The sequence below is a fragment of the Herbaspirillum lusitanum genome (assembly GCF_046025995.1).
Classification (GTDB): domain Bacteria; phylum Pseudomonadota; class Gammaproteobacteria; order Burkholderiales; family Burkholderiaceae_D; genus Herbaspirillum; species Herbaspirillum lusitanum_A.
Window position 1 is genome coordinate 15,770 of sequence record NZ_JAQQFM010000014.1, and the last position, 26,108, is coordinate 41,877.

A 26,108-nucleotide genomic window follows, 5' to 3' on the forward strand; every position below is an offset into this window, starting at 1 on the left:
ACTCCTATCAGCATCACCAGACAAAGAAAAAGCCATGCTCAACTCCACATTCCAGATCGCCATGCAGCAATGCGGTCTGATCGCGATCCTGCGCGGCGTGCGCCCCGATGAAGTCGGCGGGATCGGGCTGGCCTTGTATGAGGCCGGCTTTCGCATCATCGAAGTGCCCTTGAATTCGCCCGAGCCGCTACAGAGCATAGAAGCGCTGCGCAACAAGCTGCCGCCTGATTGCGTGGTCGGCGCCGGCACCGTGCTGAGCGCTGAACATGTGGCGCAGGTCAAGGCCGCCGGCGGCGAACTGATCGTGATGCCGCACAGCGATGGCGCCGTGATCCGCGCCGCCAAAGCAGCCGGTCTGCTGTGCGCGCCCGGCGTGGCGACCGTCACGGAAGCTTTCGCCGCGCTGGCCGCCGGCGCCGATGTATTGAAGATGTTCCCGGCTGAGCAACTCGGCCCGCAGGTGGTGAAAGCCTGGCGTGCCGTCATCGCCCGCAATATCGCGCTGGTGCCGGTGGGCGGCATCACGCCCGAGGGCATGGCGGTATTCAGCGCGGCCGGCGCTTCCGGTTTCGGCCTGGGCTCGGCGCTGTATGCGCCCGGTACCCCGGCGCAGGAAGTGGCGCGCCGTGCAGCGGCATTCGTCAGCGCCTGGCAGGCCCTGCAGTCCTGAGGCAGCGGCGACGACACAAGGATTCAACACAAGGATTTCAGCACCAGGAAGGCTGCATAGCAGACGCGGCCTTCCGCCCGCAACGACGCAAAGGAAAAGAAAGCAAGTTCATGAAGATCACCAAACTGACTACCTACATCGTGCCGCCGCGCTGGTGTTTTCTGAAAATCGAAACCGACGAGGGCATCGTCGGCTGGGGCGAGCCGGTGGTGGAAGGCCGCGCGCACAGCGTCGCCGCCGCCGTTGAAGAGCTGGCCGACTATCTCATCGGCAAGGATCCGCGCAACATCGAAGACCACTGGACCGTGCTGTATCGCGGCGGCTTCTATCGCGGCGGTGCGATTCACATGAGCGCGCTGGCCGGCATCGATCAGGCGCTGTGGGATATCAAGGGCAAGGCGCTCGGCCTGCCGGTGCATCAGTTGCTGGGCGGCGCGGTGCGCGACAGCATCCGCGTCTATTCCTGGATAGGCGGCGACCGGCCGGCCGACACCGCGGCGGCAGCCAGGAATGCCGTGGCGCGCGGCTTCACTGCGGTGAAGATGAACGGCACCGAAGAACTGCAATTCATCGACAGCTACGACAAGGTCGAAGCGACGCTGGCCAACGTGGCGGCGGTGCGCGATGCGGTAGGCCAGAACGTCGGCATCGGCGTCGATTTCCACGGCCGGGTACACAAGCCGATGGCGAAGGTGCTGATCAAGGAACTGGAGCCCTACAAGCTGATGTTCATCGAAGAACCGGTGCTCAGCGAAAACTATGAAGCGCTCAAGGAAATCGCGCATCTGACCAGCACCCCGATTGCGCTGGGCGAACGCCTGTATTCGCGCTGGGACTTCAAACGCATTCTCAGCGAAGGCTATGTCGACATCATCCAGCCCGATGTCTCGCATGCCGGCGGCATCACCGAAACCCGCAAGATCGCGCAGATGGCCGAGGCCTACGACGTCGCGCTGGCCTTGCACTGCCCGCTCGGCCCGATCGCGCTGGCGGCCTGCCTGCAGGTCGATGCCGGCGCCTACAATGCCTTCATTCAGGAACAAAGCCTGGGCATTCACTACAACGAAAGCAATGACCTGCTCGATTACGTGCAGGACAAGAACGTGTTCGCCTATGAGGAAGGCTACGTCAGGATTCCGCAAGGGCCGGGTCTGGGCATAGAGATCAACGAAGCCTATGTCGAGCAGCGCGCCGCCATCGGCCATCGCTGGCGCAATCCGATCTGGCGTCACAAGGATGGCAGCTTCGCGGAATGGTGATCGGCGTAGCTGAGACTCGGCATTGATCGTTCCCCGCACCGCCGTCGACTCAGGATGGCGGTGCCTTGTTCTTCAGCAGCATGACGCTCCGTCATTGGTCGCAGCAGACAGGCAATAGCAACAGTTTCATCTCCCTCCTTGCGCCGGCAGATCTGCCGGGAGCCTGCACGCATTCATGCGAACAGGTAAACTCCCGGCTTTGACACCGGCGTTTTTTTATCCGCGCGCCGTCTCCGCCTCCCCTCTCAGGAATCACCGCATGAACTGGCCCTTGTTTGCACTCGCCGTCGCCGCCTTTGGCATCGGCACCACTGAATTCGTCATCATGGGCCTGCTGCCCGACGTCGCGCGCGATCTGGGCGTATCGGCTCCGGCAGCCGGCATGCTGGTGTCCGGCTATGCACTGGGCGTGGCGGCCGGTGCGCCGATTCTGGCGATCCTGACCGCGCGCTGGCCGCGCAAGCAGGCGCTGGTCGGTCTGATGACCCTGTTCATCCTCGGCAATGTGCTGTGTGCGATTGCGCCCAGCTACAACTTCCTGATGGTGGCGCGCGTGGTGACGGCCTTCTGCCATGCCGCCTTCTTCGGCATCGGCGCGGTGGTGGCCGCCGAGCTGGTGCCGCGCGAGAAACGCGCGCAGGCCGTGGCGCTGATGTTCACCGGCCTGACCGTGGCCAATATTCTCGGCGTGCCCTTCGGCACTGCGCTGGGCCATGCGGCGGGCTGGCGTTCGACCTTCGGTGTGATCACGCTGATCGGTGTGCTGGCGGTGGCCATGCTCTGGTTCTGCCTGCCGAAGAAGATTGCCATGCAGGGCGGCAGCATCTTCAAGGAATTCCGCTCCATCGTGCAGATGCAGGTGCAATTGTCCCTGCTGACCAGCACGCTGGCGTCGATCAGCATGTTCAGCGTGCTCACCTATATCGCCTACATCCTGCTGGATGTGACCGGCTTCACCGCGCAGCAGGAGAGCTGGGTGCTGCTGCTGTTCGGCGCCGGCATCACGGTCGGCGGCCTGGCGGGCGGCAAGCTGGCGGACTGGAAACTGATGCCGGTGATGGCGACCATCTTCTTTTGCATCGCGGTGATTCTGGCGCTGTTTTCGTGGACCAGCCACTATCAGGTGCCGACGCTGGTGACCATGTTCGTGTGGGGCGCCTTCGCCTTTGCGGTGGTGCCGGCGGCGCAGGTGCGCGTGCTGGACAAAGCCAAGGATGCGCCGAATCTGGCTTCGACCCTGAATCAGGGCGCCTTCAATCTCGGCAACGCCACCGGCGCCTGGCTGGGCGGCGTCTCGATTTCGGCCGGCCTGCCGCTGACCGACCTGCCTTGGCTGGGTTCCGGCGTGGCGGTGCTGGGGCTGGCAGTCGTGCTATTGTCGGCGGTGCTGGACCGGCGCCAGCGCCGTCAGCAGGTACAAGCCGCCTGAAGCAATACGCAAGCGCACAAAAACAAGAACGAGGGAAGCAACATGGACCGACTGGATGCAATGAAAGTCTTCTGCACCGTGGTTGAAACCGGCGGCTTCAGTAAGGCCGCCGAAAAACTCGGCGTCTCGACCTCCTCGGTCACCAATCAGGTAGCCGGCCTGGAAAGCCTGTTCAACATCAAGCTGCTCAACCGCACCACGCGCAGCATGTCGGTGACTGAAGAAGGCCAGCGCTGCTACGACACCGCGCAGCAACTGCTGGCGGATATGAGCATGCTGGAGGATGAACTCACGCATTCGCATGCAACGCCCAAGGGTACGCTGCATGTCGGCATGTCCAATGTTGCCGCGCGCCAGTACATCGGCCCCGAACTGCCGCGCTTCATGGCCATGTATCCCGAAATCAAACTGCGGCTGACGGTCAGCGATCATCTGGTGGACATGGTGGAAGCAGGCATCGACGTGCTGATCCGCGTCGGCCATGCGCCCAATGCCAACATGGTCGCCAAGCAGATCATGGAGACCAGTTTCATCTGCTGCGCCGCGCCCTCTTACCTCGAAAAATACGGCTGGCCGGATACCCCGGACAAACTCGGCGAATATCAGTGCCTCAATTTCATCAGCCCCAATACCGGCCAGCTGCGCACCTGGGTGTTCGAGAAGGACGGCCAGCGCATCGAGCATCTGCCGCAGGCTGCCGCTGCGGCAGATCATGTGGAAACTCTGATCGAAATGGCCAAGGCCGGCGGCGGCCTGATCCAGCAATTGTCGCCGGCACTGCTGCCCTACATCCGCACCGGCGCCCTGGTGCCGATTCTGCGCGAATGGGAAATGCCGGCCGAGAGCGTGTGGGTGCTGTTCCCGCCGCGCCATCACCGCGCGGCAAAGGTCAAAGCCTTTGTCGATTTCGTGCAGGACCCGTTCAATCGCTGATGTGAGCATCGCGGGCTGCAGACGTACAAAAGCCGGCTAACTGCCGGCTTTTTCTTTGCCTCGTTCCTGAGGCCTTCCCCGCGCCAGCCCATCAGGCACGGCAGCCTTCGCAATGCGCGCTGACATCGCGATCATCATTGGCGGCCTTCTGCTCCACGCGCGCACGATGACGGCTGGACCAGAAATGTACGGTTCTGCCCGCCAGCATCATCGAGAAGGTACTCATGTTGAACTCCGCAGCGATCAGCATGCCGGTGACCGTAACGGCCAGCATGGAGAGTCGTGGGTAACTTGAGAATCCGCGCGTAAGGAGACGGGGTAGCATGGCTAACTTTCTTTTGATATTTGTGATGTCAGGCCCTGCTCATCTGCAAGCCACCATCGCAACCCTTGGCGGGCGGATGGATAAGACTTGCGGATTGCACGGCGGCTACTGACTGTTCAACTTTTGCAGACCCTGGCGAACCTGCGGTCCAACTCATGCGCCGGCGTAGGTCGACGCTTGCACATTGCCTGCATGTTGTTGCAGATCTGCGGCCGAGGAACGATCGACGATAGGGTAGACAGCGTCAGCCTGATTGACCAGACCGGCCTTTTCGGCGCGCACCAGATCAGCCTTCACCGCAGCGCGGGTGGTGGTCGAAACGAAAGGCTTTTCGACTGGATAAGGTGCTTCTGCCATGGCAGCACCCGAAGCGGACAGAACGATAAGGGCAGCGATGATTTTCTTGATAGACATGATTAACTCCTTCACTTCATATAATTGAATGAGCCGGGATCGGCTCGGTGCCATGTGATGCAAATCTGATCGATCGGCATCGGCACATCCGTCCATGAACGCTGTAGTGAGTGTTTTGCACTTGCTGCGTTTCGTTCATCGATGGACTGAAGTGTAGAGAAGAAGCGCGTCGGGAAAAACCGGCTGGATCAGAATTCACTATTTAGGATTACGGAACAATCCATCAGGATTAACTATCCCTGCAATAGGAAATGATATGAATCATTTTATGAGCGGCAGCAAACGCAGCAAGCGAAGCTTGCATCAATGCCCTGAAATGCCTTTCCACAAAGGCTTCCGGGGATGTGAACCGGAAGATGCACCGCCGTTCCATGCCCCGTTTTTGCTCCCGCGCCGCGCTCATTTCGACAATAAAAAACGCGCAGCCACATCAGGCGCTGCGCGTTTTTATGCTGCACTTCGGCCTTGATCCGAAGCCGCTACGGATTATTTGAACGACTTATTCAAATGCAGTCGCCATCTTTTCCGGCAGCGGCACGTTCAGCCACTTCTGCACGATCGCATTCAGTTCGCCCGACTTCTTGGCCTTGGTCAGGATCTCATTGACCTTGGCCATCAGCTCCGGCTCGTTCTTGGACAGGCCGATCACACAGCGCGATTCCTGGATCACGTATTTCAGCACAGGCTTGTGCGCAGGATCCTGCTCACCCAGCTTTACCGCCACGAAGTCGCCGGTGCCGAGGATGCGCACCTGACCCGACACGTAGGCCGAGATCATGCTGTTATTGTCTTCGTAGCGCTTGAGCACGGTGCTCTTTGGCGCCGAATCGGTCAGCAGCAGATCTTCGAAGGTGTTGCGCGCGACGCCGACCGTCATATTGGCCAGATCGGCCGCCTTGGTGATCTTGATGTCAGCGGCGCCGAACACGCTGTTGTTGTACGGTGCGTAAGGTTGCGAGAAGCTGATCACCTTTTCGCGCTCGGCATTCTTGCCCAGCGTCGAGACCAGCAGATTCACCTTGTGCGTTTGCAGATAGGCGATGCGGTTGGAAATCTGCACCGGCACCATTTCGATCTTCACGCCCAGGCCCTTGGCCACCAGCGCAGCAACGTCGATGTCCAGACCTTGCAATTTCATGTCGGAGTTGACCGAACCGTAAGGTGCAGAATCCTGGGGTACTGCAATCTTGACTACACCGGCTTTCTGAATATCGGCCAGTTCATTGGCGCCGGCAGTGTTTGCCGCCATGACAAACGCGCCTGTGACTGACATCGCGATCAGAAGTTTTGCAAATTTCATAGTGCCCTCTTTGGTTTTATCTGCGGAAATCCGCTCTGTTTTATTCCAACCCGCGCTCGCAATTCCAGTGCGGCGCGGACCTCCCTGCTCAGCAATATACGTGCCATGAATGAAACCAAAGCCAGCCGATATTGCTGACAATCTGTTCGGCTTGCATTGCGGCAAGACGTCGCGTATCGATAGCGCCTGATACGCTTGACGGCAAGCCCACTCAAAAAACCAACAGCCATCAACAATACTGCAAGTCGACGGCGCTCGTGCGCACAAACGTCTGCGAACAAATGCTCGGCCCGGCAATCTCCCGCCGTTCGTTTGTTCAGGCGCTTCCCAACCTCGCCGGCAAAAAAAATCGCCGACAATCCTGAGGGATGTCGACGATCAATTTGAAGCAGCTTGAACGGGCTGGCGGCCGCAGCGCATCATCCACGCGAGAGCCCGGCGCAGCAAGCAGCAGCTTCAGTTCTTCAGATTGGCCGAGCTGATGAAGTTGTCGAAAAAGCTTTCGCAGCGCGCCAGTTGCGCCAGCGTGACGTGTTCGTTCGGCTTGTGCGCGTGGCCGATGTCGCCGGGGCCGCAGATCACGGCCGGCATGCCGGCCACGCCGAACAGACCGCCTTCGGTGCCGAAGCCGACCTTGCGTGCACGTTCTGCGCCCAGCACGCGCATGGCGCTGGCGACGATAGGATCATCCGCCGGCGTGTTCATGCCCGGATAGGCCGTCAGCACTTCGAATTCGATGCGGCCCTTGACGTCGCCCACAACCATCTGCGGCATCAGTTCCTGCTCGGCATAGGCGCGCACTTCATCCAGCACCTGTTGCGGATCCACGCCCGGCAGGAAGCGATGTTCGAATACGAATTCAGACTTTTCAGGAATGATGTTGGGCGCATTGCCACCGGTGATCAGCGTGGTGGCGATCGAAGAAAACGGCACGTCGAAATCCGGATCCTGGCGATCGGAATGACGCACGCGCGCCGCCACCTGACGAATCTTGGAAACCATCTCGGCAGCGAAATCGATCGAGTTGATGCCGAGGTGCGGGCAGGATGAATGCGCCGAGTGACCGTGCACCGAGCAACGATAGGAGCGCTTGCCCTTGTGTGCGATCACCGGTTCCATCATGGTCGGCTCGCCGATGATGACGCCGGTGGGACGAATCTGGTTGGCTTGCAGATCGGCCAGCAGTTCACGCACGCCGAGGCAGCCGACTTCTTCGTCGTAGGAAAAGGAAAAATGCAGCGGCGTATGCAGACGATCCAGCGCCACATGCGGCAGACGCGACAGGCATACCGCGATGAAGCCCTTCATGTCGCAGGCGCCGCGGCCGAACAGCTTGCCGTCGCTGATGGTGGCGACGAAGGGATCGGTGGCCCAGTTCTGTCCGCCCACCGGCACCACGTCGGTGTGGCCGGAAAAGACGGTGCCGAATTCCGCTTCGGCATTGCCGCGAATGGTGGCGAACAGATTCGCCTTCTTCTTCGCCGCGTCGTAAGTCAGGCGGGTATCCGCACCGAAACGCTGCAGGTAGTCGCGTACCCATTCGATCAGACCGAGATTGGATTCGCGGCTGATGGTGTTGAAACCGATCAGGGTTTTCAACAGCGTGATGGTTTCTGCAGTCGGCTCGACGGCGGCCGTATTCAAATGTGTGCTCATAAAGGTCAATGCTCAATAGATGATGTTGATGCAGGCATGTGCTTCGATCTTCTGGTGGCGTCCCCGTCATTAATAGATTGCGGGTGAAATACGAATCGCGGTTTGAAACGAAACACAGGTAAATAAAAACAAGCGCTCGCTGAAGTTGCTCAGCTCGGAGAAATCTGAAAAATACAGCCATGCACGCATGCAGCCCGACGACGGCGGATGGAACACGAAAAACCGCAGCGAAGCCAGGCGCATCGATGCCGACCTACGCACATCTGACGCCACACCATAGTCAGCCGTCAGTCACACTCCATACTTAAACGGCATTTGCGCTCAGGCGCGAAAGGCTTCATTATCCGCTCACTTGCAAAGCTGCGCCAGCCGCCGCGCAGCTGCAGCGAAGGTAAAACGACAACTTCAACGGCTGCATCTGCTGTGATCTGCTGCGAGGACGGTTGCCATATGCATGCGGTGCGCTTCGCCATTATCGTGAAAAATTCACGCCAGTCGTGAAGTGGCACAAAATTTGCGAGAAGAAAGCGGCCGGCTTCAAATAGCGTGCATGCGTGCGGATAACTCCGCGCCGCGCTTTTTCTGCCTCTATATACCCTCCGCCGTGCGCCGTCTGCCATATGTTCTGAAAGCATTGCAGCCATGCCTCGCAGGCATCATGAATGATGCAGCTCGGCTCAATTCTCACGAAGGCTGTCCCGGGAAGATCACCGTACAGATAAACAAGAAGCAATGGCTTTAATCAAGATATCCAGCAACAGCAAAACCTCACTGGTCGAACAGGTCGTCAACGAGCTCAAGAGCCTGGTTGAACACGATGTGCTGCGCACTGGTTCACGCGCCACCTCCATCCGCACCTTCGCGCTGCAGCATCACATCAGTGCGCACACCGTGGCAGAGGCCTATGAAAGACTGGTGGCGCTGGGCTATCTGCAGTCTCGTCCGCGCAGTGGTTTCTTCGTCACCAAGCCGCATCATCTGCTCGACTCACCGGCGCACAGCCGCATCATCGCGCGCGACTTCGACCACATGTGGCAACTGCGCTCGTATTTTGAAGAGCGTCCGGACATGACCAATTTCAGCTCCGGTCATTTGCCGGCCAGCTGGATGGACAGCGACCTGATCAAGTCGGGACTGAAGTCGCTCGCATCCAAGGCCGATACTGCACTGACGCAATACGGCGATCCTTACGGCTATGCGCCCTTGCGCACCCTGCTGCAATCCAAGTTGCTGGGGCTCGGCATTCATTCGCAGCCGGATCAGCTACTGCTGACCAGCGGCGCTTCACAGGCCACCGACCTGGTGATTCGCTGCCTGCTGCAGCCTGGCGACAAGGTGCTGGTCGATGACCCGGGCTATTTCAATCTGTTCAGCAATCTGCACATGCAGGGCGCCATCGCGCTGCCGGTGCCGCGCAATACCGACGGCCCCGATCTTGACCGGCTGGAGCAACTGGCGCAGGAACATAAACCAGTCGCCATGTTCACGCAGTCGATGCTGCACGCGCCGACCGGTTCTTCGATCTCGCCCGGCAATGCGCACCGCCTGTTGCGACTGGCCGAACAATACGATTTCCGCATTGTCGAGAACGATGCCTACTGCGACATGCTGGCGCCGCAACTGCCGCGCATCGCCACGCTGGATCAATTGTCGCGCGTACTCTATATAGGCAGCTTCTCCAAAACGCTGTCGTCGGCGATGCGGGTCGGCTTCATCGCCGGCAACGAAAAGCTGATGCACGAGCTGGCCAACATGAAGATGACCGCCTCCATCACCAGCAGCCAGCTGGATGAACGGCTGGTGTTTCATTGCCTGACCGAAGGTCAGTACCGGCGCAATCTGGAGCGTCTTCGCTACCGCCTCAGTATCAGCATGCAGCAAAGCTGCGACCTGCTGGAATCGCTAGGCTATCAGTTGTTCTGCCGTCCGCTCGGCGGAAAATTCGTCTGGCTGCGCCATCCTGATTACGACAATTCCGAAGAAATCTGGCGCCTGGCCGCCGATGCCGGCATCGGCATTTCACCGGGCAAGGTGTTCCGCGTCGGCATGAGCCCGACGCCCTGGTTCCGCATCAACGTCTCCATCGGCAATGATCCGGCGCTGATCAAGTTCCTGTCGGCCTTGCGCTGAGCCGGGTCGACGCCCGGTTTATTTCTGCGCCATATCTGCACCAGCCCGCCAGTACGACGGCCTGATCTCCATCCCAAATACCTGATCGGCACCAAGCTGTGCCGAATCTGCAATTCCTGCATCGGCAGCATTTCTATACTTCATTCCATTCACAGCTGAGCGGCTGGTCAGATGCCCTGAGCAGCGCGCAGGCGCATTTGGAAATGTATCGGAGCACGTTCTGCACGCCCTCCCTCTTCGTAAATATTTCTTTCGAAAAGGATAAAAATTACATGCTAGGTCTTTTGAACTAAAAACGTTACGCTCAGCCCGTGATGAGAATTTTCGTTGCCCTTGATGGCGAAAAAACGCGCTTGCATCGCGCGCGCTGCATGCAGAGGCCGGCCGCATGATCTCGAATTCAGGCAAGTCTGCTGCATGCGGCCCTCTATACCTGCAAAGTATTACCGCTATAAAAATATAGTAATTTTCAAGCATAGGCGCTTTGCCTACACTTGCCGGAGTTCTGCAAAACAGCGACGGGATTCATGTCAGCGGGGGAATTCTTGTGGCAAAGCATGGCATCCCCCTTGCATCACGACGCCATTGCCCGAAGCGGCATGGTCAGACGTTTTTTTTGACGAATGCAGAGGTTCAAGTGCAATACACATCGACACGCCTGTCCGTCGTAAAAGAAGAATTCGACGCAGTCCGCATCAATTTCGGACTGCCGCGCAAAGGCCTGCCGCTTGCCTTGCGCGACAAGATCATTGAACAGCTTTACATAGGATCGGACGCCTGCCGCGTCGGCTATCTCGACCGCTACGGCCACTTCGCCGAACTCGATAGCGATGCCGATTTCGACGGCCCCGACTTTGCGCTCTACCTGGATTACGCCATCAGCGGCCGCCAGTTGTTCAAGCACGTGGTCAAACTCAAGGTCGGCATTCTGTTCGGTCATTTCACGCTGAACGTGTACGGCCAGAAATTCGAATTGCGCTTCCTGCCGTCGATGGATGAAAGCCAGCTGACGCTGGTAGCGCGCTGGATCATCCGCAACATCGAAAAGGCTTCGCGCCTGGCCTGAGTCGGCCGCAGCAGGCAAGCAAGACGCAACTCCGGTTTCATTCGGCGACTGCGCATCACGCACAGCGCTTTGCAATCACAGCTTCTGGTGTCCTTTGGGACTTTTACACGCCACGCCTGACCCGCGTGGCGTTTTTTTATGCACGCATTCGCGCGTCGCCTCACTCTTCCCTCCCCCTCCCTCGCCAGCCGTCTTCTGCTGCACGCGATCTTCCGTGCGACCTGCTTTTCAACGCACGGACTTTTGCCGAACCCAGGCTATTTTTACATATGCGCCATCGGCATTTGCCACGTGCGCGCATGCCGGCAGCAGCGATAAGTGCGCCTGAATTTCGCACCACAATAGGCAAGCAGAGACTCAATCCGGTGCAAGCTCACATTCTGATTTGCATCCGAGAAAATGCGGCGATCGCATGCCGACTCAGGCATGAAATTCAGAACGCGCCTGATAAAAATAAAGGCCGCGTTCCAGATGATCCGTACGGCGCAGAAATGAAAAATCTGTTGCAGGCTTGCGACTATTCTTAAAAAATATTTAGCTTATTTTTCATGCGTAAAAACCCATCTTTTCCAGCTGTGTACTGCACGCTGAAAAATCTGTCTGCACGCGTCGGCAGGTAGCGGCAATCCGAATCGCGTGTGCAAGCCGAGCAATTCAGATGGATTGCATCACGCAAATGGTTGGCTTGTTTGCGACAAAAAATAAATACCGAAAATCGATCCACGCAGTACTGACCAAAAGCTGACTCTGCCCTGTTTTTATATCAGTACAGCTTTAATGATTTTGTCAGCATCTGTCTATCGCGACGAAAAACCCCAGTTACTACCATCAAAAACATCAAAAAAAAGCAGGGGGGTTATCACATGAAATCACGCATCTCCAAATACTGACGGCGCACTACTGCAGCGCCCCGCAACAGTGCAAGGGCGTGCAGCGCGCAGTCTCTCCATCCGAGTTTTCCAGGCATTGATCGGCGGTCGCATCTGCTGCTCCGGCGTCGCGCCCTCACGCCTGGAATCGGGCAAGCGTCGTCCGCAAGGACGGCGGCATCACTTTCGGAGTCATCCGGGAACAGCACGGCCGGCAACGGACCGTCGTGCACAAGCTGGGGCATGCAAATGCTTCAATCTACATTACAGGGATCGTCAATGAAAAAATCGCTTCTGGTTCTGGCCGTACTGGCCACCATTTCCACCGCCGCTTCGGCACAAAGCAGCGTCACCATCTACGGTGTGGTGGACGAAGGTATCGTTTATGAAAACGCAGGTGCAGGCGGCGCGTTCCGCGTCGACAGTGGTCTGCAAAGCGGCAGCCGTATCGGTTTCAAGGGCACTGAAGATCTGGGTGGCGGTCTGAAGGCAAACTTTGTTCTGGAAAGCGGTTTCGCCGCTGACACCGGCGCCCAGTCAACTGCCGGCGTGCTGTTCAATCGTCAGTCGTATGTGAGCCTGAGCGGCGGCTTCGGTGAGGTCAAGCTGGGTCGCATCCAGACCATGGTGTATTCGAACGCAGCCGTGTTCGATCCGTTCGGCGACACGCTGGCAGGTGACTCGGCCCGTCTGTTCAACTACGGCGGCAGCCGCACCGACAACACCATCAACTACAGCTACAACGCCACGAACGGCCTGAACGGTCAGCTGGCATACAGCACCGGTGAAGTGGCCGGCAACAACTCGGCAAACCGCACCGTAGCCGGCGCTTTCGGTTACTCGGGCGGCCCTGTGCAAGTGGTGCTGACGCATCAGAACACCAAGAACGCAACCGGTTCCGATGCGGCCAAGACCACCCTGCTGGGCGGCAACTACAACTTCGGCATGATCTCGGCCTTCGCCGGCTACGCCATCAACAAGGGCGTCGGCACGCTGAACACCCGCGACGCATTGCTGGGTCTGCAAGCACGCATCACGCCTGCCGATCTGATCATGGCATCGATCATCCACAAGTATGACAAGGCTGTGGATCACGCGGATGCAACCCAGATCGCTCTGGGCTACACCCACGACCTGTCGAAGCGCACCAACCTGTACACCAGCGTCTCGCGTCTGCAAAACGGTTCGGCCGTTGCTTACAAGGCGACCGGCAATGGCAAGTCCGACAAGCTGTTCAACGTCGGTATCCGCCACAAGTTCTGATGATGCCGGCGCAGCGCTGCACGTCCTGCGGCGCCGCGCCATGCAATATGTTCGCTTCCGATTGAGCCCCGGAAGCGACTCCTTCTCTTGAGGGATGTCCGGTTGTCAGAGCAGCCGGACGTCAGCAGTGCCAGCAGTGTAATGCGAACATATCACTGCTTTCATAGTCCGATCGTCTTCACCGGCGATCGGACTTTTTTTGTTTTGGGATGGGATGAAGTTGGAAATCCGCGCTGCATGGCAATGCGGATACGCGCGCTTCAGCTCAGACTCAAGTCAGATTCAGACCGCCGTCCGACAACAGGATTTCACCGGTCAGATAGCGTGAAGCGATCAGCATCGCTACCGCTTGCGCAATGTCTTCCGGCTGCGCCGCGCGTCGCATCGGCGCGCGTTCGCGCCACAATTGTTGCGCCGCGGTCCAGTCCGCCGTCAGCGGCGTATCGACCAGACCCGGTGCGACGGCGTTGACGCGGATGTCCGGCGCCAGCGTCACGGCCAGCATGCGGGTGACCTGATTCAGCGCAGCCTTGGTCGCGGCATAGGGAATCGAGGCGCCCTTGGGCCGTACGCCGGCATGCGAACTGATGTTGACCACACAGGCCGGTCCGCCCTTGCGCGCAGATTCTCGCAGCGCGCTTTCGGCCTCGGCCACCAGCCGGAACGGTGCGACCACATTGACCTCGTTCAGCGTCTGCCAGATGTCGGAAGTGACGGCGGCAAGATCGCCGTGCGCGATCACCTTGCTGATGCCGGCATTGTTGACCAGCACATCCAGCCGGCCCCATTGCTCGCATGCGCTGCGCACCAGCCGGATGCGATCGCTGTCATCGGCCAGATCGGCCTGGACGTAAATCGCATCACCGCCGACGGCGACTATTTCAGCCACCAGCGCGGCGCCCGCCGCCGATGAAGAGCGGGAATGCAGCACCACCGCAAATCCGTCTGCCGCCAGCCGGTGCGCAACAGCAAGGCCGATGCCGGAAGTCGAACCGGTAATCAATGCCACCTCTTTGTGCATGTCTTGTCTCCTCATTTATTTTTTTGAATGCCGGCCGGCATCGATGTCTGCCGATTCAGTTGATTCAGTTGATTCAGTTGATTCAGCTCATGCACCACATTCAGCGCAGGCCGGCTGCACGCCGTCCCGGCAATCCGATGCCCAGTGCCATGCCGGTCGCCAGCAACACAATCGCAAGGCCGATCAGCGTACCCGCCGTCACCGGCTCCCCCAGCAGCAGCCAGGCCCAGATAATCGCGGTGGCGGGAATCAGAAAGGTCACGGTCACCGCCTTGGTCGCGCCTTCCTTTGAAATCAGATGGAAGAACAAACCATAGGCCACGCCGGTACACACCACGCCCAGCACCAGCACGGCGGCCAGCACCTGCCAGTTGCCGGCTTCAAAGGCATGCGGCAGACCCGGCAGCGCGAACGGCAACAGACACACCGCGGCGGCGAACTGGCTGCCGGCGGCGGTGGCCGGCGCGGCGATGCCGCCGGCCTTCATGCGCGTGTAGGTGGCGGCGAAGCCATAACTGACCGCCGCCCCGGTGGCGGCCAGCACGCCGGCTATCACCAGCGGCGTGACCTCGGTGGGGCCGATACCGACCAGCACGGCGACGCCGAACAGGCCGAGTAAAAATGCCAGCAAGCGCAAGATGCTGAGTCTTTCATTCAGCATCATGAGGCCGAACAAGGCGGTGAAAATCGGCGTCAGCGAATTCATGGTCGCCATGTAGGCCGAGGGAATATAGAGCGCCGACCAGGCAAACAAACTGAAGGGAATCGCCGTATTGGCCAGACCGATCACCAGATACACACGGAAATTCTTGCGCCAGGCGAAGTCCACGCCGCGCGAACGGGCGAACACGTAGAGCGTGATCGCGCCCAGAAATGCACGCCCGAAGGTAGTCAGCATGGGGCCGATCATCGGCGCTGCGATGCGCATCAGCATGAAGCTGGCGCCCCAGATGGCGCCGAGCAACAGCAGTCTGAAGAGATTGGGGAGTGACATGAAGACTTTTCCTGAGCGGTGTCGCTGCGGCGCAAGACCGGGATGTGCGATCTTGCGTCACCGGGGTCACCGAATGATCAGATGCTGATCTGGCCGCGCCCGATTTCGAGTACCTTGCCGCCGACCTGAATCGCGCCCTCTTCAGTCACGTTCAGCAGCAAGCGGCAAGGACGATCCACCATCGCACCCTGATCCACCTGATAGGCCGCCGGCAACGAACGGCCATTGGCGATCAGCCAGCCGCCCAGATTGGCACAGGCCGAACCGGTGCCCGGATCTTCCGCCACGCCCCCGCCCTTCTTGGAAAAGAAATAGCGCGCCAGCACACGCCCCGGCTGATCCGGATCGAAGGCAAAGATATACGCGGTCTTGCGGCCCAGACTGCTTTCGGGCCACCGCTCCAATGCTGCGCTGTCGGGATTGGCACGACGCACCGCCTCGAGATTGCGCAGCGGCACCAGCAACTGATCGGCGCCGGTATCGACCCACAGCGGCGCATCCAGCAGATCGCCTTCGCGCAGCCCCAGCAAGGCTGCCATTTCCGCCTTCGGCAACTGGCCGGGCGCAGTCTTCGGCTTGCCGGCATGCGGCGCGGTGAAGGTCCAGGCATCGCCCTGCGCCCATGCCGGCACGACCCCGGCAAGGAACTCCAGACTCAGCTTGTCGCCGGTCTGCATGACCTCGCGCACCACGTGTGCAGTGCCCAGCGTCGGGTGGCCGGCGAATTTCATTTCATAGCCGGTGGTGAAGATGCGCACGCGGGCGCTGGCTTTTTCTGAAGGAAAGATGAAGGTCGTTTCCGAGAGATTGAACTGCAGCGCCAGCGCCTGCATGGTGACATCGTCCATGCCGCGGGCGTCTTCGAAAACACAGAGCGGGTTGCCGCCGAAAGTCGTTTCGGCGAATACATTCAACAGACGGAAAGCGTAATTATTTTTCATGATGTCGTCGTGGAAAAGGAAATCTCGCGCTGCAGCTATGGCGCACAATATTACGCGCTTACGCGCGTATGCGCACGCGCCCCATTGCAAGCGGGCACGATGAGATGTGCGCGCAGCAAAATGCACGCACGGGCGGCGAGACATCGGAAGCCGTTTGCAGAAACGAAAACCGCCGGCCGCACATCAGAGATGCGTGGCCGGCGGCAATCTTGAGCAGTCGAATCAGCTCGGCTTGAAGGCGACGAAGGTCCTGATCAGTTGCTCCAGCGTCGGCTTCAGCCTGGCGGACAGTGTTTCATCCAGCGCATAAGGACGTTGCTCCTCCATGTAGCTGCGCTGGCCCAGTTCGAGCTGAATGGCGTACACGTTCTGCTCCGGCTTGCCGTAGTTGCGCGTGATGAAGCCGCCCTTGAAGCGACCGTTGAGCACGGCCGGCAATTCCGGTGACATCTTCTGCGCCAGCGCCAGCAAGGCTTCTGCCGTACCCGGCGCGCACGAGGCGCCGTCCACCGAGCCGAAGTTGAACACCGGCAGCTCGCCTTCGAACAGATGCGGAATCACCGAGCGGATGGAGTGCGCTTCCCACAGCAAAGCGTAACCGTGCTGCGCCTTGATGCGATCCAGCTCGGCGCGCAAGGCGTCGTGATAAGGCTGCCAGTACAACGGCAAGCGGCGCGCGGTTTCGGCGGCATCGGGCTCTTTGCCGTCCAGATACAGCGGCACATTGTCGAAGGTGGTCAGCGGACACAGGCCGGTGGTGTTCTGCCCCGGATACAGGCTCTTGCCGTCGGCCGGACGATTGAGGTCGATCACGTAGCGTGAATAGGTCGGGCGCAGCATCGAGGCGCCCATGCCGACGGCGAAATCGTAAAGCCGGTCGAGATGCCAGTCGGTGTCGTCGACTTCGTGGCCGACCGGATTGAGCATGGCGCGGATATCATCCGGCAGGCCGGTGCCGAGGTGCGGCATGGAAATCAGCAAGGGAATGCTGCCCTGCTTCAGCTTGAATACTTCCTGAGTCATATCTGATCCTTGAACTTGTTTCTGTTGCGTGTCTGGTTTTGCTGCAAATGAGCAAGCCGCTCAGTCCTTGAGCAAGCCGGTCACTGCATCGCGATAGGCGGCGCGGGCACGGGCTTGCTCCGGATGATGACCGCCGGCGATCACTTGCCTGCCGCCGACAAACACGTCGCGTACCGGGTTCTCATTGTGCTCGCAGAATACCAGTGCGGAGAGCAATTGCGCAGGTGCGCGTCCGGCCAGGTTGGCGTCTTCGCCGTCCAGCACCAGGAAATCGGCGCGCTGCCCCACCGTCAGGCCGGCCACGCGGCGGCCGCTGACACCGGCGCCGCCGGCGATCGCCTGCTGCAGCAAGCGATCGGCCACGGCCGGCGCCTGAGGATTGGCCAGCACGTTGCGGCGGCGATGCTGCAGGCGTTGGCCGTACTCCAGCAAGCGCAGCTCTGCCCATGGATTGACGCAGACATTGCTGTCCGAGCCCACGCCCCAGCTGGCGCCATCTTCCAGCAGGCGCCGGGCATCGATGATGCCGTCGCCCAGATTGGCCTCGGTGGTCGGGCACAAACCCACCACCGCACCGCTGGCGGCCACATCACGGTATTCGTCGTCGCTCATGTGGGTGGCATGCACCAGACACCAGCGTGCATCGACCTGCTGCTGTTCAAACAACATTTGCACCGGGCGACGGCCGAATGCCGCCAGGCAATCGTCAACCTCGCGCGTCTGTTCCGCCACGTGAATATGGATAGGCGCGTCGGCGTCGCCGGGCGTCGCATTCAGGCCCTGCACCAGCCGCTTCAGGCTGGCGTCGGAAACGGCACGCAGCGAATGCGGCGCCACGCCGTAGCGGCGGCTGCCGTTTTCCGGGAAATCCCTTTTCATGCGCGCGCGCAGATCGAGTATCCATTCCGGCGACGAGATGAAGCGCGCCTGCTGCGTCGACGGCGCGGTGGCGCCGAAGCCGCTGTATTGATACAGCACCGGCAGCAGCGTCATGCCGATGCCGGCCTCGTCGGCGGCGCTGACGATGCGTGCGGAAAGTTCCGCCGGATTGGCATAGGCCTGGCCTCCGACCGCATGATGCAGATAGTGAAACTCGCAGACCGAGGTGTAGCCGGCTTTCAGCATCTCGATATACAGATGCAGACCGATCGCCTGCAAATGCTCGGGTTGCAGACGCTGGGCAAAACGGTACATCAGCGTGCGCCAGCTCCAGAAAGAATCGGCCGGATCGCCCATGGTTTCGGTCAGACCGGCCATGGCGCGCTGGAAGGCATGCGAATGCAGATTCGGCATGCCGGGCAGCACAGGGCCGGCGGCGCGGCGCATGGCCGGTGAATAGATGCTGTCCGGCGTCACGCTGCTGAGATCGCCGTTGGCGTCCCAGCTCAGGATGACATTGCGGCACCAGCCTTGCGGCAACAGCGCCAGATCGGCGAACAGACTCTTAGGTGTTGCTTGGTTCATGGTTGTGACAGGTTCAATAGGGTCCGGGGCGGCTCAGGCCGGTTCGGCCCGGCGCTTGCGATGAATCCGTACCGCCAGCGCCGCCGCGCCGCTGGCGCAGATCAGCTCGGGCAGGATGACGCCTTCGTGAAAACGCACCACGTCGCCGGCACGCAGACTTTGCTGCGCGCCTTGCGGTGTGGTCAGGCGGCCGGCGCCGCTGGCCATGTAGAGCAAAACGGTGGCCGCCGGCAAGCGCCGCGAATTCTGTTCGTTCAGGACGACGACTTCGCCGTCGGCGTCGCTGCGCCTGACCATCAGATTAAAATCCAGCGTGCCGCCGCCGTACAGGCGCACGTTGAGCGCCGCTTCGCCGGCAAAGGAAAACGGCTGAAACGCTTTGCTCAGTTCGTGCACCTTGGCGCCGTCGACCTGTATTTCGAAACCGTCGCCGGCCAGCAGCACGATGGTGCGGGCAACGCCGTCAAAGGTGGAAAACGGAACGTCGGCATCGACATCGGCCACGCTGGCGCGCCAGATGAAGGAATTGAAATCGCTGTCGGGCGGTTCCACATGCAGCTCGCGCGTGCTGCCACCCTGGTTCTTCCAGGACTGCGCCGGAATCTCCAGCAGCCGCTGCAGCGAGACGATCGAATCCAGCGCAGCCACGGCTTGCCTCGCTTCAGATGGCATGCGAAGCCTCGCGCGCCAGCATGGTTTGCAGGAAGCTGCGCGTGCGCGCTTCTTTCGGTGCGGTGAAGATCTGGGCCGGCGGTCCGGCTTCGACGATACTGCCCTGATCCATCACCACCACCACGTCGGCCACTTCGCGCGCAAAGCCCATTTCGTGCGTGACGATCAGCATGGTCATGCCTTCCGCCGCCAGGTTCTGCATCACTTGCAGCACTTCACCCACCAGTTCGGGATCGAGCGCGGACGTCGGCTCATCGAACAGCATGACCTTGGGTTCCATCGCCAGCGCGCGGGCAATCGCCACGCGCTGCTTCTGCCCGCCGGACAAGGTGCCGGGATAGACATCGGCCTTGTGCTCCAGCCCGACTTTTTTCAGCAGCTGGCGGCCCTGCTCTTCGGCCTGCTTGCGCGGCACGCCGCGCAAGGCGGTGGGCGCCAGGGTGATGTTGTCCAGCACGCTCAGATGCGGAAACAGATTGAAGGACTGGAACACCATGCCGACTTCCGTGCGCAGGGCATCGAGTTTGGCTTCGGGCATCATCTTGCCCTGCTCCACCACGGCGTGACCGCAGGCACGGATGGTGCCGCCTTCGGCGGTTTCCAGACCATTCAGGCAGCGCAGAAAGGTGCTCTTGCCGGAGCCGCTGGGGCCGATCACGACCACCACCTGGCTGGGCTGGACGGTGAAATCGATGTTCTGCAGCACCACGTGCGAACCGAAGGATTTCTTCAGGCCTTTGACTTCAATGATGGCTTGGCTGCCCGCATTGTTCAGGTTCATCAGACTCTCCCATCCGAACGCAGGACCTGTTCGATCTTGCGCAGAATCAATGTAGTGGTGCCGGTCAGCACCAGATAAATCAGGGCGATCACCAGATAGACTTCCAGCGAGCGGTAAGACACGCTGATGATCTTTTCACCTTCGTGCATGACGTCGGCGATGGTCAGCAGAGACACCAGTGCCGAGTTCTTGATCAGCGCGATGAACTCATTGCCGAGCGGCGGAATCATGCGCACGAAGGCTTGCGGCAAAATCACGCGACGCATGGCGATCTTGTAGGGCATGCCGAGCGAACGCGCCGCTTCCATCTGACCTTTTTCTATCGACTGAATGGAGCCGCGCACGATCTCCGAAACGTAGGCGCCGCTGTAAATGCCGAGACCCAGAATGCCGCAGACATAGGCGGGCAGCAGGATGCCGAAATGCGGCAAGCCGAAAAACAGAATGAACAGTTGCACCAGCAGCGGCGTGCCGCGAATCAGGGTCAGGTAGACGGTGCACAGCGAATAGATGAAGCGCCGCTGCGGCGACAGCCGACCGAGCCCCACCAGCAAACCGAGGACGCAGCCGAGCACCAGCGCGGCGGCGGTGACCTCGACCGTGACGGCGGCGCCCGACAGCAGTTCGCGCCAGCTCGCCCAGACCGGTGAAAAATCAAAATCCATATGTTGGCTCCGGCTTGCAGCTACATTGCAGCTAAAAAGAATCCCCCGTCAGGCCGGTGTTGCAGGCCTGCTGCGGATGCTTGGTTCGAAAAAGAAGAGCGCGCGTGCCGCCGCGTTTTTCGCTTGAGTCATTTGCGCGTCGGAGACGGGCCACGGAAATCAGGCGTGTGAAAAAAGCGCGGCAATTTAGACAATCTGGCAATCGGATCATGCAAGCGAAAATCCGATGTCGTTCAGAGCTGCCGGCACGCGCGTCTCTGCAGATCACGTCGTACGGGCCGGCAGTCGGAGCGAATTACTCGCTCTTGCCGAACCACTTGTCGGTCAGCCTGGTGTAGACGCCGTTGGTGCGCAGCGTCTGCAATGCCTTGTTCAGTTGCGAGGCCAGTTCAGTATCGTTCTTGCGCATCGCAAAGCCGTACAGCTCGGTGGTCAGGCCCTTGTCGAGCACGCGCACTTGCGGTTGCACCTTGGCATATTCCACTGCGGCAGGACGGCCGGTGACGGCGGCATTGACGCGGCCGGTGGCCAGCAGATCGAACATGGCCTGGTTCTTTTCAACCTCGACCCGTTCCACGGTCGGGAAATTGTCTTTCAGATAGCCAACCGACTTGGTGCCGACCTGTACCGATACCTTCTTGCCCGCGACCAGATCGGCCGGCACGTTGATGCTCTTGTCGTCGCGACGCACCAGCACCGCCAGACCGCCACGATAGTAAGGATCGCTGAAATTGACGACCTTGCGACGATCGTCGGTCATGTAGATGGCCGAGGCGGCGATGTCGAAGCGATTGGAAATCAGACCCGGGATCAGGCCCTTGAAATCGATGTCCACCCATTGCACTTTCTTGCCCATGCTCTTGGCCAGCGCTTCGATCAGTTCAATGTCGAAGCCGGTGCGCTTGCCGTCCTTGAGAAATTCCATGGGCGGGAAGGTGGCATCGGTGCCGACGCGGATCACGTCATCGGCGGCGGACGCTGCCGGCGCAACGGCGGTCAGCAGGGAAAAAACAGCGGCACATGCACACAAGAGCTTGGAAATTTTCATCATGGTTCCTTGAGATGGACGGAAATGCTGGGCGAACGGATGCCGGATGAAGTCCTGGCGAAAAAAGAGAAGAACAAAGAGACAAACGAAACAGAAACGAAACACAGACTGCCGGACCGCACGGACGCTGGCCGCCGATCCCTCATTTCAAAATCGGTTGCAGATGCGCTCGGCGGTTTCACGCGTCAGGCGGATCAGTTCGGCTTCGCGCTCGCCGACGCGCAAGGCCGGCGCCATCAGGGTCAAGGTGCCTTCCAGACGACCGTTGTGCGACAGCAGCGGCGCGCTCACGCCCCACACGCCGAAATCGACTTCGCTTTCGCTGATGGCGTAACCGCGCTTGCGGACTTCAGCCATCTGCGCGTGCAGGGCCTCGCCCTCTTGCGGCGCGCCGGCGTATTCGGTATCGATCAGGCGCTGTTGCAAACTGCGCGGCAAGAACGCCAGCAGGCTCTTGGCCGAGGCGCCCTTGAACATGGAATGGGCGCGGCCCTTGACGAAGGAACAGCGCAGCGGCTGATCGGCTTCTTCCATGGCGATGCACACCATCTGGCCGTTGATGTAGACCAGCAGGCCAACGCTCTCGCCGGTGCGCGCCACCAGCGCGCTGATTTCTTCGCGGCTCTGGCTGATCAGGTTGGAGTTCTGATCGAAGCCCCAGGCCAGTTGCACCCCGGTCGGACCGGGCTCGAACAGGCCGCTGTCCATGTGTTCCTGCAGCAGGCCCCATTTCTTGAGCGCCGCCAGATGGCGATAGACGGTACTCAGCGGCAGCGCCACCTGTGCGGCGATCTGCTTGGCGCTGATGGGACGTCCTGCCTTGGCCACACAGGCCAGCACATGCAGTACGCGGTCGACAATACTTGGGGTATCAGTGGCATCCATGGATGTACTATAAATTTAAATTCTCACTTTATGCGCAAGCTTCTCAAGGAGCGAGAAATTTAAATAAAATAATTTCTACAGTGTTGCTGGAAAAATATCCGGGCGACGAGATTCGCCAGTTGAAGACCGCTTGAAAGGCGTTTTATGCGGGAGCGAGGCTGATGATGGCGGATGGGGATGGCGGCTCAAGGAAAAATTTCCGCAAAGAAACCTGGCTGTAGCGCAGTCGGGCGAACCGCACCAATCTGAAAACACGAGGGACAAAAAAACGGCGGGAATATCGTCTCCCCGCCTGCCTGCATTGACACCGATATGCCGCTTACTTCAGCCAGATCAGGGAAGCCATGCGTCCGGTGGTCTTGTCGCGGCGATAGGAATAGAAGCGCGGATCGCTGACCGTGCACAGGCCGCCGCCGGAAATCTCCTGCACGCCGGCACGATTCAGGCGCAAGCGCGCCAGCTGATAGATGTCGGCCAGATATTTGCCGTCGCGCCCATCGATCGCCGCAAAGGCGGCGTGCGCCTGCCCGTCTTGCGCAGCGAAGGCCTGCAATACGTCGGCGCCGACTTCAAACTGCTGCGGGCCGATGGCCGGGCCTAGCCAGGCCATGATGTCTTCGGCACCGCGCGCACGCATCGCGGCCACCGTGTTTTCAAGAATGCCGGCGGCCAGTCCGCGCCAGCCGGCATGCGCGGCGCCGACCACGCTGCCGGCGCGGTCGCAGAACAGCACCGGCAGACAGTCGGCGGTCATCATCACGCAAATCGCACCGGGCAAGGTACTGATGCTGGCATCGGCCTCATCGCCCAGGATCACGCGCGCGGCATCCGCTACCTGGGTGCCGTGCACCTGCGACAGCCAGGCCGGCTCCTGCGGCAGGATACTGCGCAGCAAAGCGCGATTGTGCAGCACCAGCGTGGCGTCGTCGGCCACATGCAGGCCGAGATTAAGCCCCCCGCTGCCATCCGCGTCGGCATAAGGCGGCAGGCTGACGCCGCCCTGGCGCAGCGTGGTGAAGGCGCCGACATTGACCGGCGCATTCCAGTCCGGAATCAGTAATTGCATGCGGAAGTCTCCGAAACGCCCCTGGGGCGGCAGAACAGGATGAAAAGACAGTAAAACCAGGTCAGGCCGGGTAAAGAAAAACGGCTGCAGGCAAGTTCATGCAGCCGTGACCGACTCTTCCTATTCCCCGACTCACACTACGCCACTACTCAGTCATCTTCCTCGTCCGGGAAGTCCGCTGCCGAGGCGGCAATGCCGGAACGTTGCAACAGATCGGCGAAGTCTGCCGGCATCGGCGCCGACCATAGCCGCGGCTTGCCCGAAGACGGATGAATCAGCCCCAGCCGCGCCGCCTGCAAGGCCTGGCGCGGAAAGTACGCTGCCAGATGCTGCTTGCCGTACAGAGTGTCGCCTACCAGCGCGAAGCCCAGCGATTGCATGTGCACCCGGATCTGGTGCGTGCGGCCGGTTTCGAGCCGGCAATGCATCAGGCTGACCGCCTTGCCGTCCAGCATGCCGCCGGCCAGCTTGCGGTAATGCGTGACGGCCGGCTTGGCGGTGATGCTCTGCGACACCGCCATCTTGATGCGATCGCGCGGGTGACGCGCCATGGCGGCATCCACGGTGCCGCTCAGCGGCGGCGTGCCCCACACCAGCGCCAGATACTGGCGCTTGACGCTGCGCGCCTGCAACTGGCGCACCAGATCGGTCTGCGCGGCCAGCGTCTTGCCGACCACCATCAGGCCGCTGGTGTCCTTGTCCAGCCTGTGCACGATGCCGGCGCGCGGCACGTTGGCCAGCGCCGGGCAGTGATGCAGCAAACCGTTGAGCAGCGTGCCGCTCCAGTTGCCGGCGGCGGGATGCACCACCAGCCCGGCCGGCTTGTTGAGCACCAGGATGGTTTTGTCTTCGTGCACGATGTCCAGGTCCATCGCCTCGGCCTGGTAGGCGTTGTCCTGCGGCGCCGCCTGCGGCAGCACCTCGACCAGTTCATCGCCCAGCACGGTCATCTTATTGCGCGCCGGGGCGCCGTCCACGGTCACGTGGCCGGCCTCTATCCATTGCTGGATGCGGCTGCGCGAGAATTCGGGAATCAGTCCTGACAGAACTTTATCCAGACGCTGCCCGCAGGCATCGTCGGTCATCTTGAGTGAAATGGGCGCAAGTTCGGTTGAAAAATCGTCGACGGCTTCGTCGCCATCTTCCAATTCGAGCGCTTCGGCTTGATCGATCCTTACGGACGTCTCTACATTTGTAATCTGAGGGAGTTTGGTACGTGACATCAGCTATAATCTGCGGATTGTTTTTTGGGTATCTTTTTCATTTTGCACATCGTCCGGTACGGCATCACCTGTCGCCCGGCAATCAGTCAAGCAAACAAGTCATGCAAAAATTCTTATTGAAGTTGGTCACCGTCGCATTCGCACTGTCTTTGACGGCCTGCGGTCTGTTGCCGGAACAGAAAGATGAAACAGTCGGCTGGTCTGCGTCGAAATTATACTCGGAAGCCAAGGATGAACTGAATGCAGGTGGTTACGAAAAGGCCATCAAGTACTTCGAAAAGCTGGAATCCCGTTATCCCTTCGGCACTTATGCGCAACAGGCGCAGATGGATATCGCCTACGCTTACTACCGTCAGAACGAGCAGGCGCAAGGCCTGGCCGCAGTGGATCGCTTCATCAAGCTGCACCCGAATCATCCTAATGTCGATTACATGTACTACCTGCGCGGCCTGATCAACTTCAATGATCGCACCAGCATTTTCGACACCTTCACCGATCAGGACAACACAGAACGCGATCCCAAAGCCATGCGCGATGCTTTCGATTCGTTCAAGCTGCTGGCCGAACGCTTCCCGGAAAGCAAATACACCCCGGATGCTATCGCCCGCATGAACTATCTGGTCAATGCGATGGCGTCCTACGACGTTCACGTGGCGCGCTACTACTTCCGTCGCGGCGCCTATGTCTCGGCGGCCAACCGCGCCCAGTCGGCGGTCAAGGAATATCCGGACGCACCGGCCAACGAGGAAGCATTGTTCATCATGATGCGCTCCTACGATGCACTGGGTCAGGACAAGCTGCGCGACGACACCCTGCGCATCATTCAGGCGACGTATCCGAAGAGTGCTTACTTCACCGGCGGCCCGAAAGCCAAGGACAAGCCATGGTGGAAGATCTGGTAATTCGGTAACAAGCCGGACAGGCCAAACAAAAGCCTCGCAAATATAAATTGCGAGGCTTTTTTTATGCTTGCTGCAAACCTGAAAAACCGGCCGCAGCGAGCGGCCGGCA

General features: G+C 60.1%; 26 protein-coding genes. 9 read left to right on the plus strand and 17 right to left on the minus strand.

From position 1 onward, the window contains the following. Nucleotides 1-34 precede the first annotated feature (34 nt). From PQR62_RS23760 to PQR62_RS23775, 4 genes are all read left to right on the plus strand, one after another. Nucleotides 35-670 carry a 2-dehydro-3-deoxy-6-phosphogalactonate aldolase gene (locus PQR62_RS23760; RefSeq protein ID WP_408160552.1) on the plus strand — a complete coding sequence of 212 codons (636 nt, stop codon included), beginning with the start codon at nt 35-37 and terminating at the stop codon, nt 668-670. A 110-nt stretch (nt 671-780) separates the two neighbouring features. Continuing rightward, on the plus strand, nt 781-1,929 hold the full coding sequence (gene dgoD, locus PQR62_RS23765) for a galactonate dehydratase (protein ID WP_408160553.1): 1,149 nt from the start codon (nt 781-783) through the stop codon (nt 1,927-1,929). Between the two features lie 259 nt (nt 1,930-2,188). Beyond that, the gene (locus PQR62_RS23770) at nt 2,189-3,358 is read left to right on the plus strand and encodes an MFS transporter (protein WP_408160554.1); all 1,170 of its coding nucleotides are present in this window, start codon (nt 2,189-2,191) and stop codon (nt 3,356-3,358) included. Nucleotides 3,359-3,400: 42 nt separating this feature from the next. After that, entirely contained in the window at nt 3,401-4,291 is an 891-nt protein-coding gene (locus PQR62_RS23775; RefSeq protein ID WP_408160555.1) for a LysR family transcriptional regulator, read from the plus strand. 91 nt (nt 4,292-4,382) lie between these two features. Here PQR62_RS23775 and PQR62_RS23780 read toward each other — a convergent pair whose 3' ends face one another. Both PQR62_RS23780 and PQR62_RS23785 read right to left on the minus strand, forming a co-directional pair. Continuing rightward, on the minus strand, nt 4,383-4,565 hold the full coding sequence (locus PQR62_RS23780) for a hypothetical protein (RefSeq protein ID WP_408160556.1): 183 nt from the start codon (nt 4,563-4,565) through the stop codon (nt 4,383-4,385). Nucleotides 4,566-4,769: 204 nt separating this feature from the next. Next, nucleotides 4,770-5,030: a DUF4148 domain-containing protein gene (locus tag PQR62_RS23785; RefSeq protein WP_408160557.1), complete on the minus strand. Its 261-nt coding sequence runs from the start codon at nt 5,028-5,030 to the stop codon at nt 4,770-4,772. Between the two features lie 256 nt (nt 5,031-5,286). Here PQR62_RS23785 and PQR62_RS23790 point away from each other — a divergent pair, with 256 nt between their 5' ends. Beyond that, nucleotides 5,287-5,499 (plus strand): hypothetical protein, encoded by a 213-nt coding sequence (locus PQR62_RS23790; protein ID WP_408160558.1) that lies wholly within the window; start codon nt 5,287-5,289, stop codon nt 5,497-5,499. Between the two features lie 30 nt (nt 5,500-5,529). Here the strand turns inward: PQR62_RS23790 and PQR62_RS23795 are convergent, their stop codons facing one another. The 3 genes from PQR62_RS23795 to PQR62_RS23805 all read right to left on the minus strand — a co-directional run bounded on the left by PQR62_RS23795 (nt 5,530) and on the right by PQR62_RS23805 (nt 8,621). Beyond that, entirely contained in the window at nt 5,530-6,330 is an 801-nt protein-coding gene (locus PQR62_RS23795) for a transporter substrate-binding domain-containing protein (protein ID WP_408160559.1), read from the minus strand. A gap of 456 nt (nt 6,331-6,786) precedes the next feature. Next, nucleotides 6,787-7,986: an acetylornithine deacetylase gene (argE, locus tag PQR62_RS23800; RefSeq protein ID WP_408160560.1), complete on the minus strand. Its 1,200-nt coding sequence runs from the start codon at nt 7,984-7,986 to the stop codon at nt 6,787-6,789. 287 nt (nt 7,987-8,273) lie between these two features. Beyond that, a complete protein-coding gene (locus PQR62_RS23805) occupies nt 8,274-8,621 on the minus strand; it encodes a hypothetical protein (protein WP_408160561.1) in 348 nt (115 codons plus the stop codon). A 97-nt stretch (nt 8,622-8,718) separates the two neighbouring features. Between PQR62_RS23805 and PQR62_RS23810 the strand changes: the two genes are divergently transcribed. The 3 genes from PQR62_RS23810 (at nt 8,719) to PQR62_RS23820 (ending at nt 13,314) form a co-directional block, all read left to right on the plus strand. Beyond that, a complete protein-coding gene (locus tag PQR62_RS23810; RefSeq protein WP_408160562.1) occupies nt 8,719-10,116 on the plus strand; it encodes an aminotransferase-like domain-containing protein in 1,398 nt (465 codons plus the stop codon). 637 nt (nt 10,117-10,753) lie between these two features. Next, entirely contained in the window at nt 10,754-11,182 is a 429-nt protein-coding gene (locus tag PQR62_RS23815; protein ID WP_408160563.1) for a hypothetical protein, read from the plus strand. Nucleotides 11,183-12,330: 1,148 nt separating this feature from the next. Beyond that, nucleotides 12,331-13,314 carry a porin gene (locus PQR62_RS23820; protein WP_408160564.1) on the plus strand — a complete coding sequence of 328 codons (984 nt, stop codon included), beginning with the start codon at nt 12,331-12,333 and terminating at the stop codon, nt 13,312-13,314. A gap of 271 nt (nt 13,315-13,585) precedes the next feature. Here the strand turns inward: PQR62_RS23820 and PQR62_RS23825 are convergent, their stop codons facing one another. From PQR62_RS23825 to PQR62_RS23880, 12 genes are all read right to left on the minus strand, one after another. Continuing rightward, nucleotides 13,586-14,335: an SDR family NAD(P)-dependent oxidoreductase gene (locus PQR62_RS23825; protein WP_408160565.1), complete on the minus strand. Its 750-nt coding sequence runs from the start codon at nt 14,333-14,335 to the stop codon at nt 13,586-13,588. 100 nt (nt 14,336-14,435) lie between these two features. After that, nucleotides 14,436-15,329, minus strand: coding sequence for a DMT family transporter (locus tag PQR62_RS23830; RefSeq protein WP_408160566.1), 894 nt, complete (start codon nt 15,327-15,329; stop codon nt 14,436-14,438). A gap of 77 nt (nt 15,330-15,406) precedes the next feature. Further along, nucleotides 15,407-16,270, minus strand: coding sequence for a PhzF family phenazine biosynthesis protein (locus PQR62_RS23835; RefSeq protein ID WP_408160567.1), 864 nt, complete (start codon nt 16,268-16,270; stop codon nt 15,407-15,409). Between the two features lie 222 nt (nt 16,271-16,492). Beyond that, nucleotides 16,493-17,293, minus strand: coding sequence for an N-formylglutamate deformylase (gene hutG, locus PQR62_RS23840; protein WP_408160568.1), 801 nt, complete (start codon nt 17,291-17,293; stop codon nt 16,493-16,495). A 60-nt stretch (nt 17,294-17,353) separates the two neighbouring features. After that, nucleotides 17,354-18,757 carry a formimidoylglutamate deiminase gene (locus PQR62_RS23845; protein WP_408160569.1) on the minus strand — a complete coding sequence of 468 codons (1,404 nt, stop codon included), beginning with the start codon at nt 18,755-18,757 and terminating at the stop codon, nt 17,354-17,356. A 33-nt stretch (nt 18,758-18,790) separates the two neighbouring features. Continuing rightward, nucleotides 18,791-19,429 carry a HutD/Ves family protein gene (locus PQR62_RS23850; protein ID WP_408160570.1) on the minus strand — a complete coding sequence of 213 codons (639 nt, stop codon included), beginning with the start codon at nt 19,427-19,429 and terminating at the stop codon, nt 18,791-18,793. Continuing rightward, nucleotides 19,419-20,210 (minus strand): amino acid ABC transporter ATP-binding protein, encoded by a 792-nt coding sequence (locus tag PQR62_RS23855; RefSeq protein WP_408160571.1) that lies wholly within the window; start codon nt 20,208-20,210, stop codon nt 19,419-19,421. Before PQR62_RS23855 ends, PQR62_RS23850 begins: the two co-directional genes overlap by 11 nt. Further along, nucleotides 20,210-20,875, minus strand: coding sequence for an amino acid ABC transporter permease (locus tag PQR62_RS23860; protein ID WP_408160572.1), 666 nt, complete (start codon nt 20,873-20,875; stop codon nt 20,210-20,212). The genes PQR62_RS23855 and PQR62_RS23860 overlap by 1 nt, the downstream gene beginning before the upstream one ends. Nucleotides 20,876-21,170: 295 nt before the next feature. Continuing rightward, nucleotides 21,171-21,923: a transporter substrate-binding domain-containing protein gene (locus PQR62_RS23865; RefSeq protein ID WP_408160618.1), complete on the minus strand. Its 753-nt coding sequence runs from the start codon at nt 21,921-21,923 to the stop codon at nt 21,171-21,173. A 147-nt stretch (nt 21,924-22,070) separates the two neighbouring features. Beyond that, nucleotides 22,071-22,808, minus strand: coding sequence for an IclR family transcriptional regulator (locus PQR62_RS23870; RefSeq protein WP_408160573.1), 738 nt, complete (start codon nt 22,806-22,808; stop codon nt 22,071-22,073). A 319-nt stretch (nt 22,809-23,127) separates the two neighbouring features. Next, nucleotides 23,128-23,874 (minus strand): peptidoglycan editing factor PgeF, encoded by a 747-nt coding sequence (gene pgeF, locus PQR62_RS23875; RefSeq protein WP_408160574.1) that lies wholly within the window; start codon nt 23,872-23,874, stop codon nt 23,128-23,130. Between the two features lie 149 nt (nt 23,875-24,023). Continuing rightward, nucleotides 24,024-25,097: an RluA family pseudouridine synthase gene (locus tag PQR62_RS23880; RefSeq protein WP_408160575.1), complete on the minus strand. Its 1,074-nt coding sequence runs from the start codon at nt 25,095-25,097 to the stop codon at nt 24,024-24,026. Nucleotides 25,098-25,198: 101 nt separating this feature from the next. On the opposite strand from PQR62_RS23880, the gene PQR62_RS23885 reads away from it, so the two are divergent. Continuing rightward, nucleotides 25,199-25,999, plus strand: coding sequence for an outer membrane protein assembly factor BamD (locus tag PQR62_RS23885; protein ID WP_408160576.1), 801 nt, complete (start codon nt 25,199-25,201; stop codon nt 25,997-25,999). Nucleotides 26,000-26,108 lie beyond the last annotated feature (109 nt).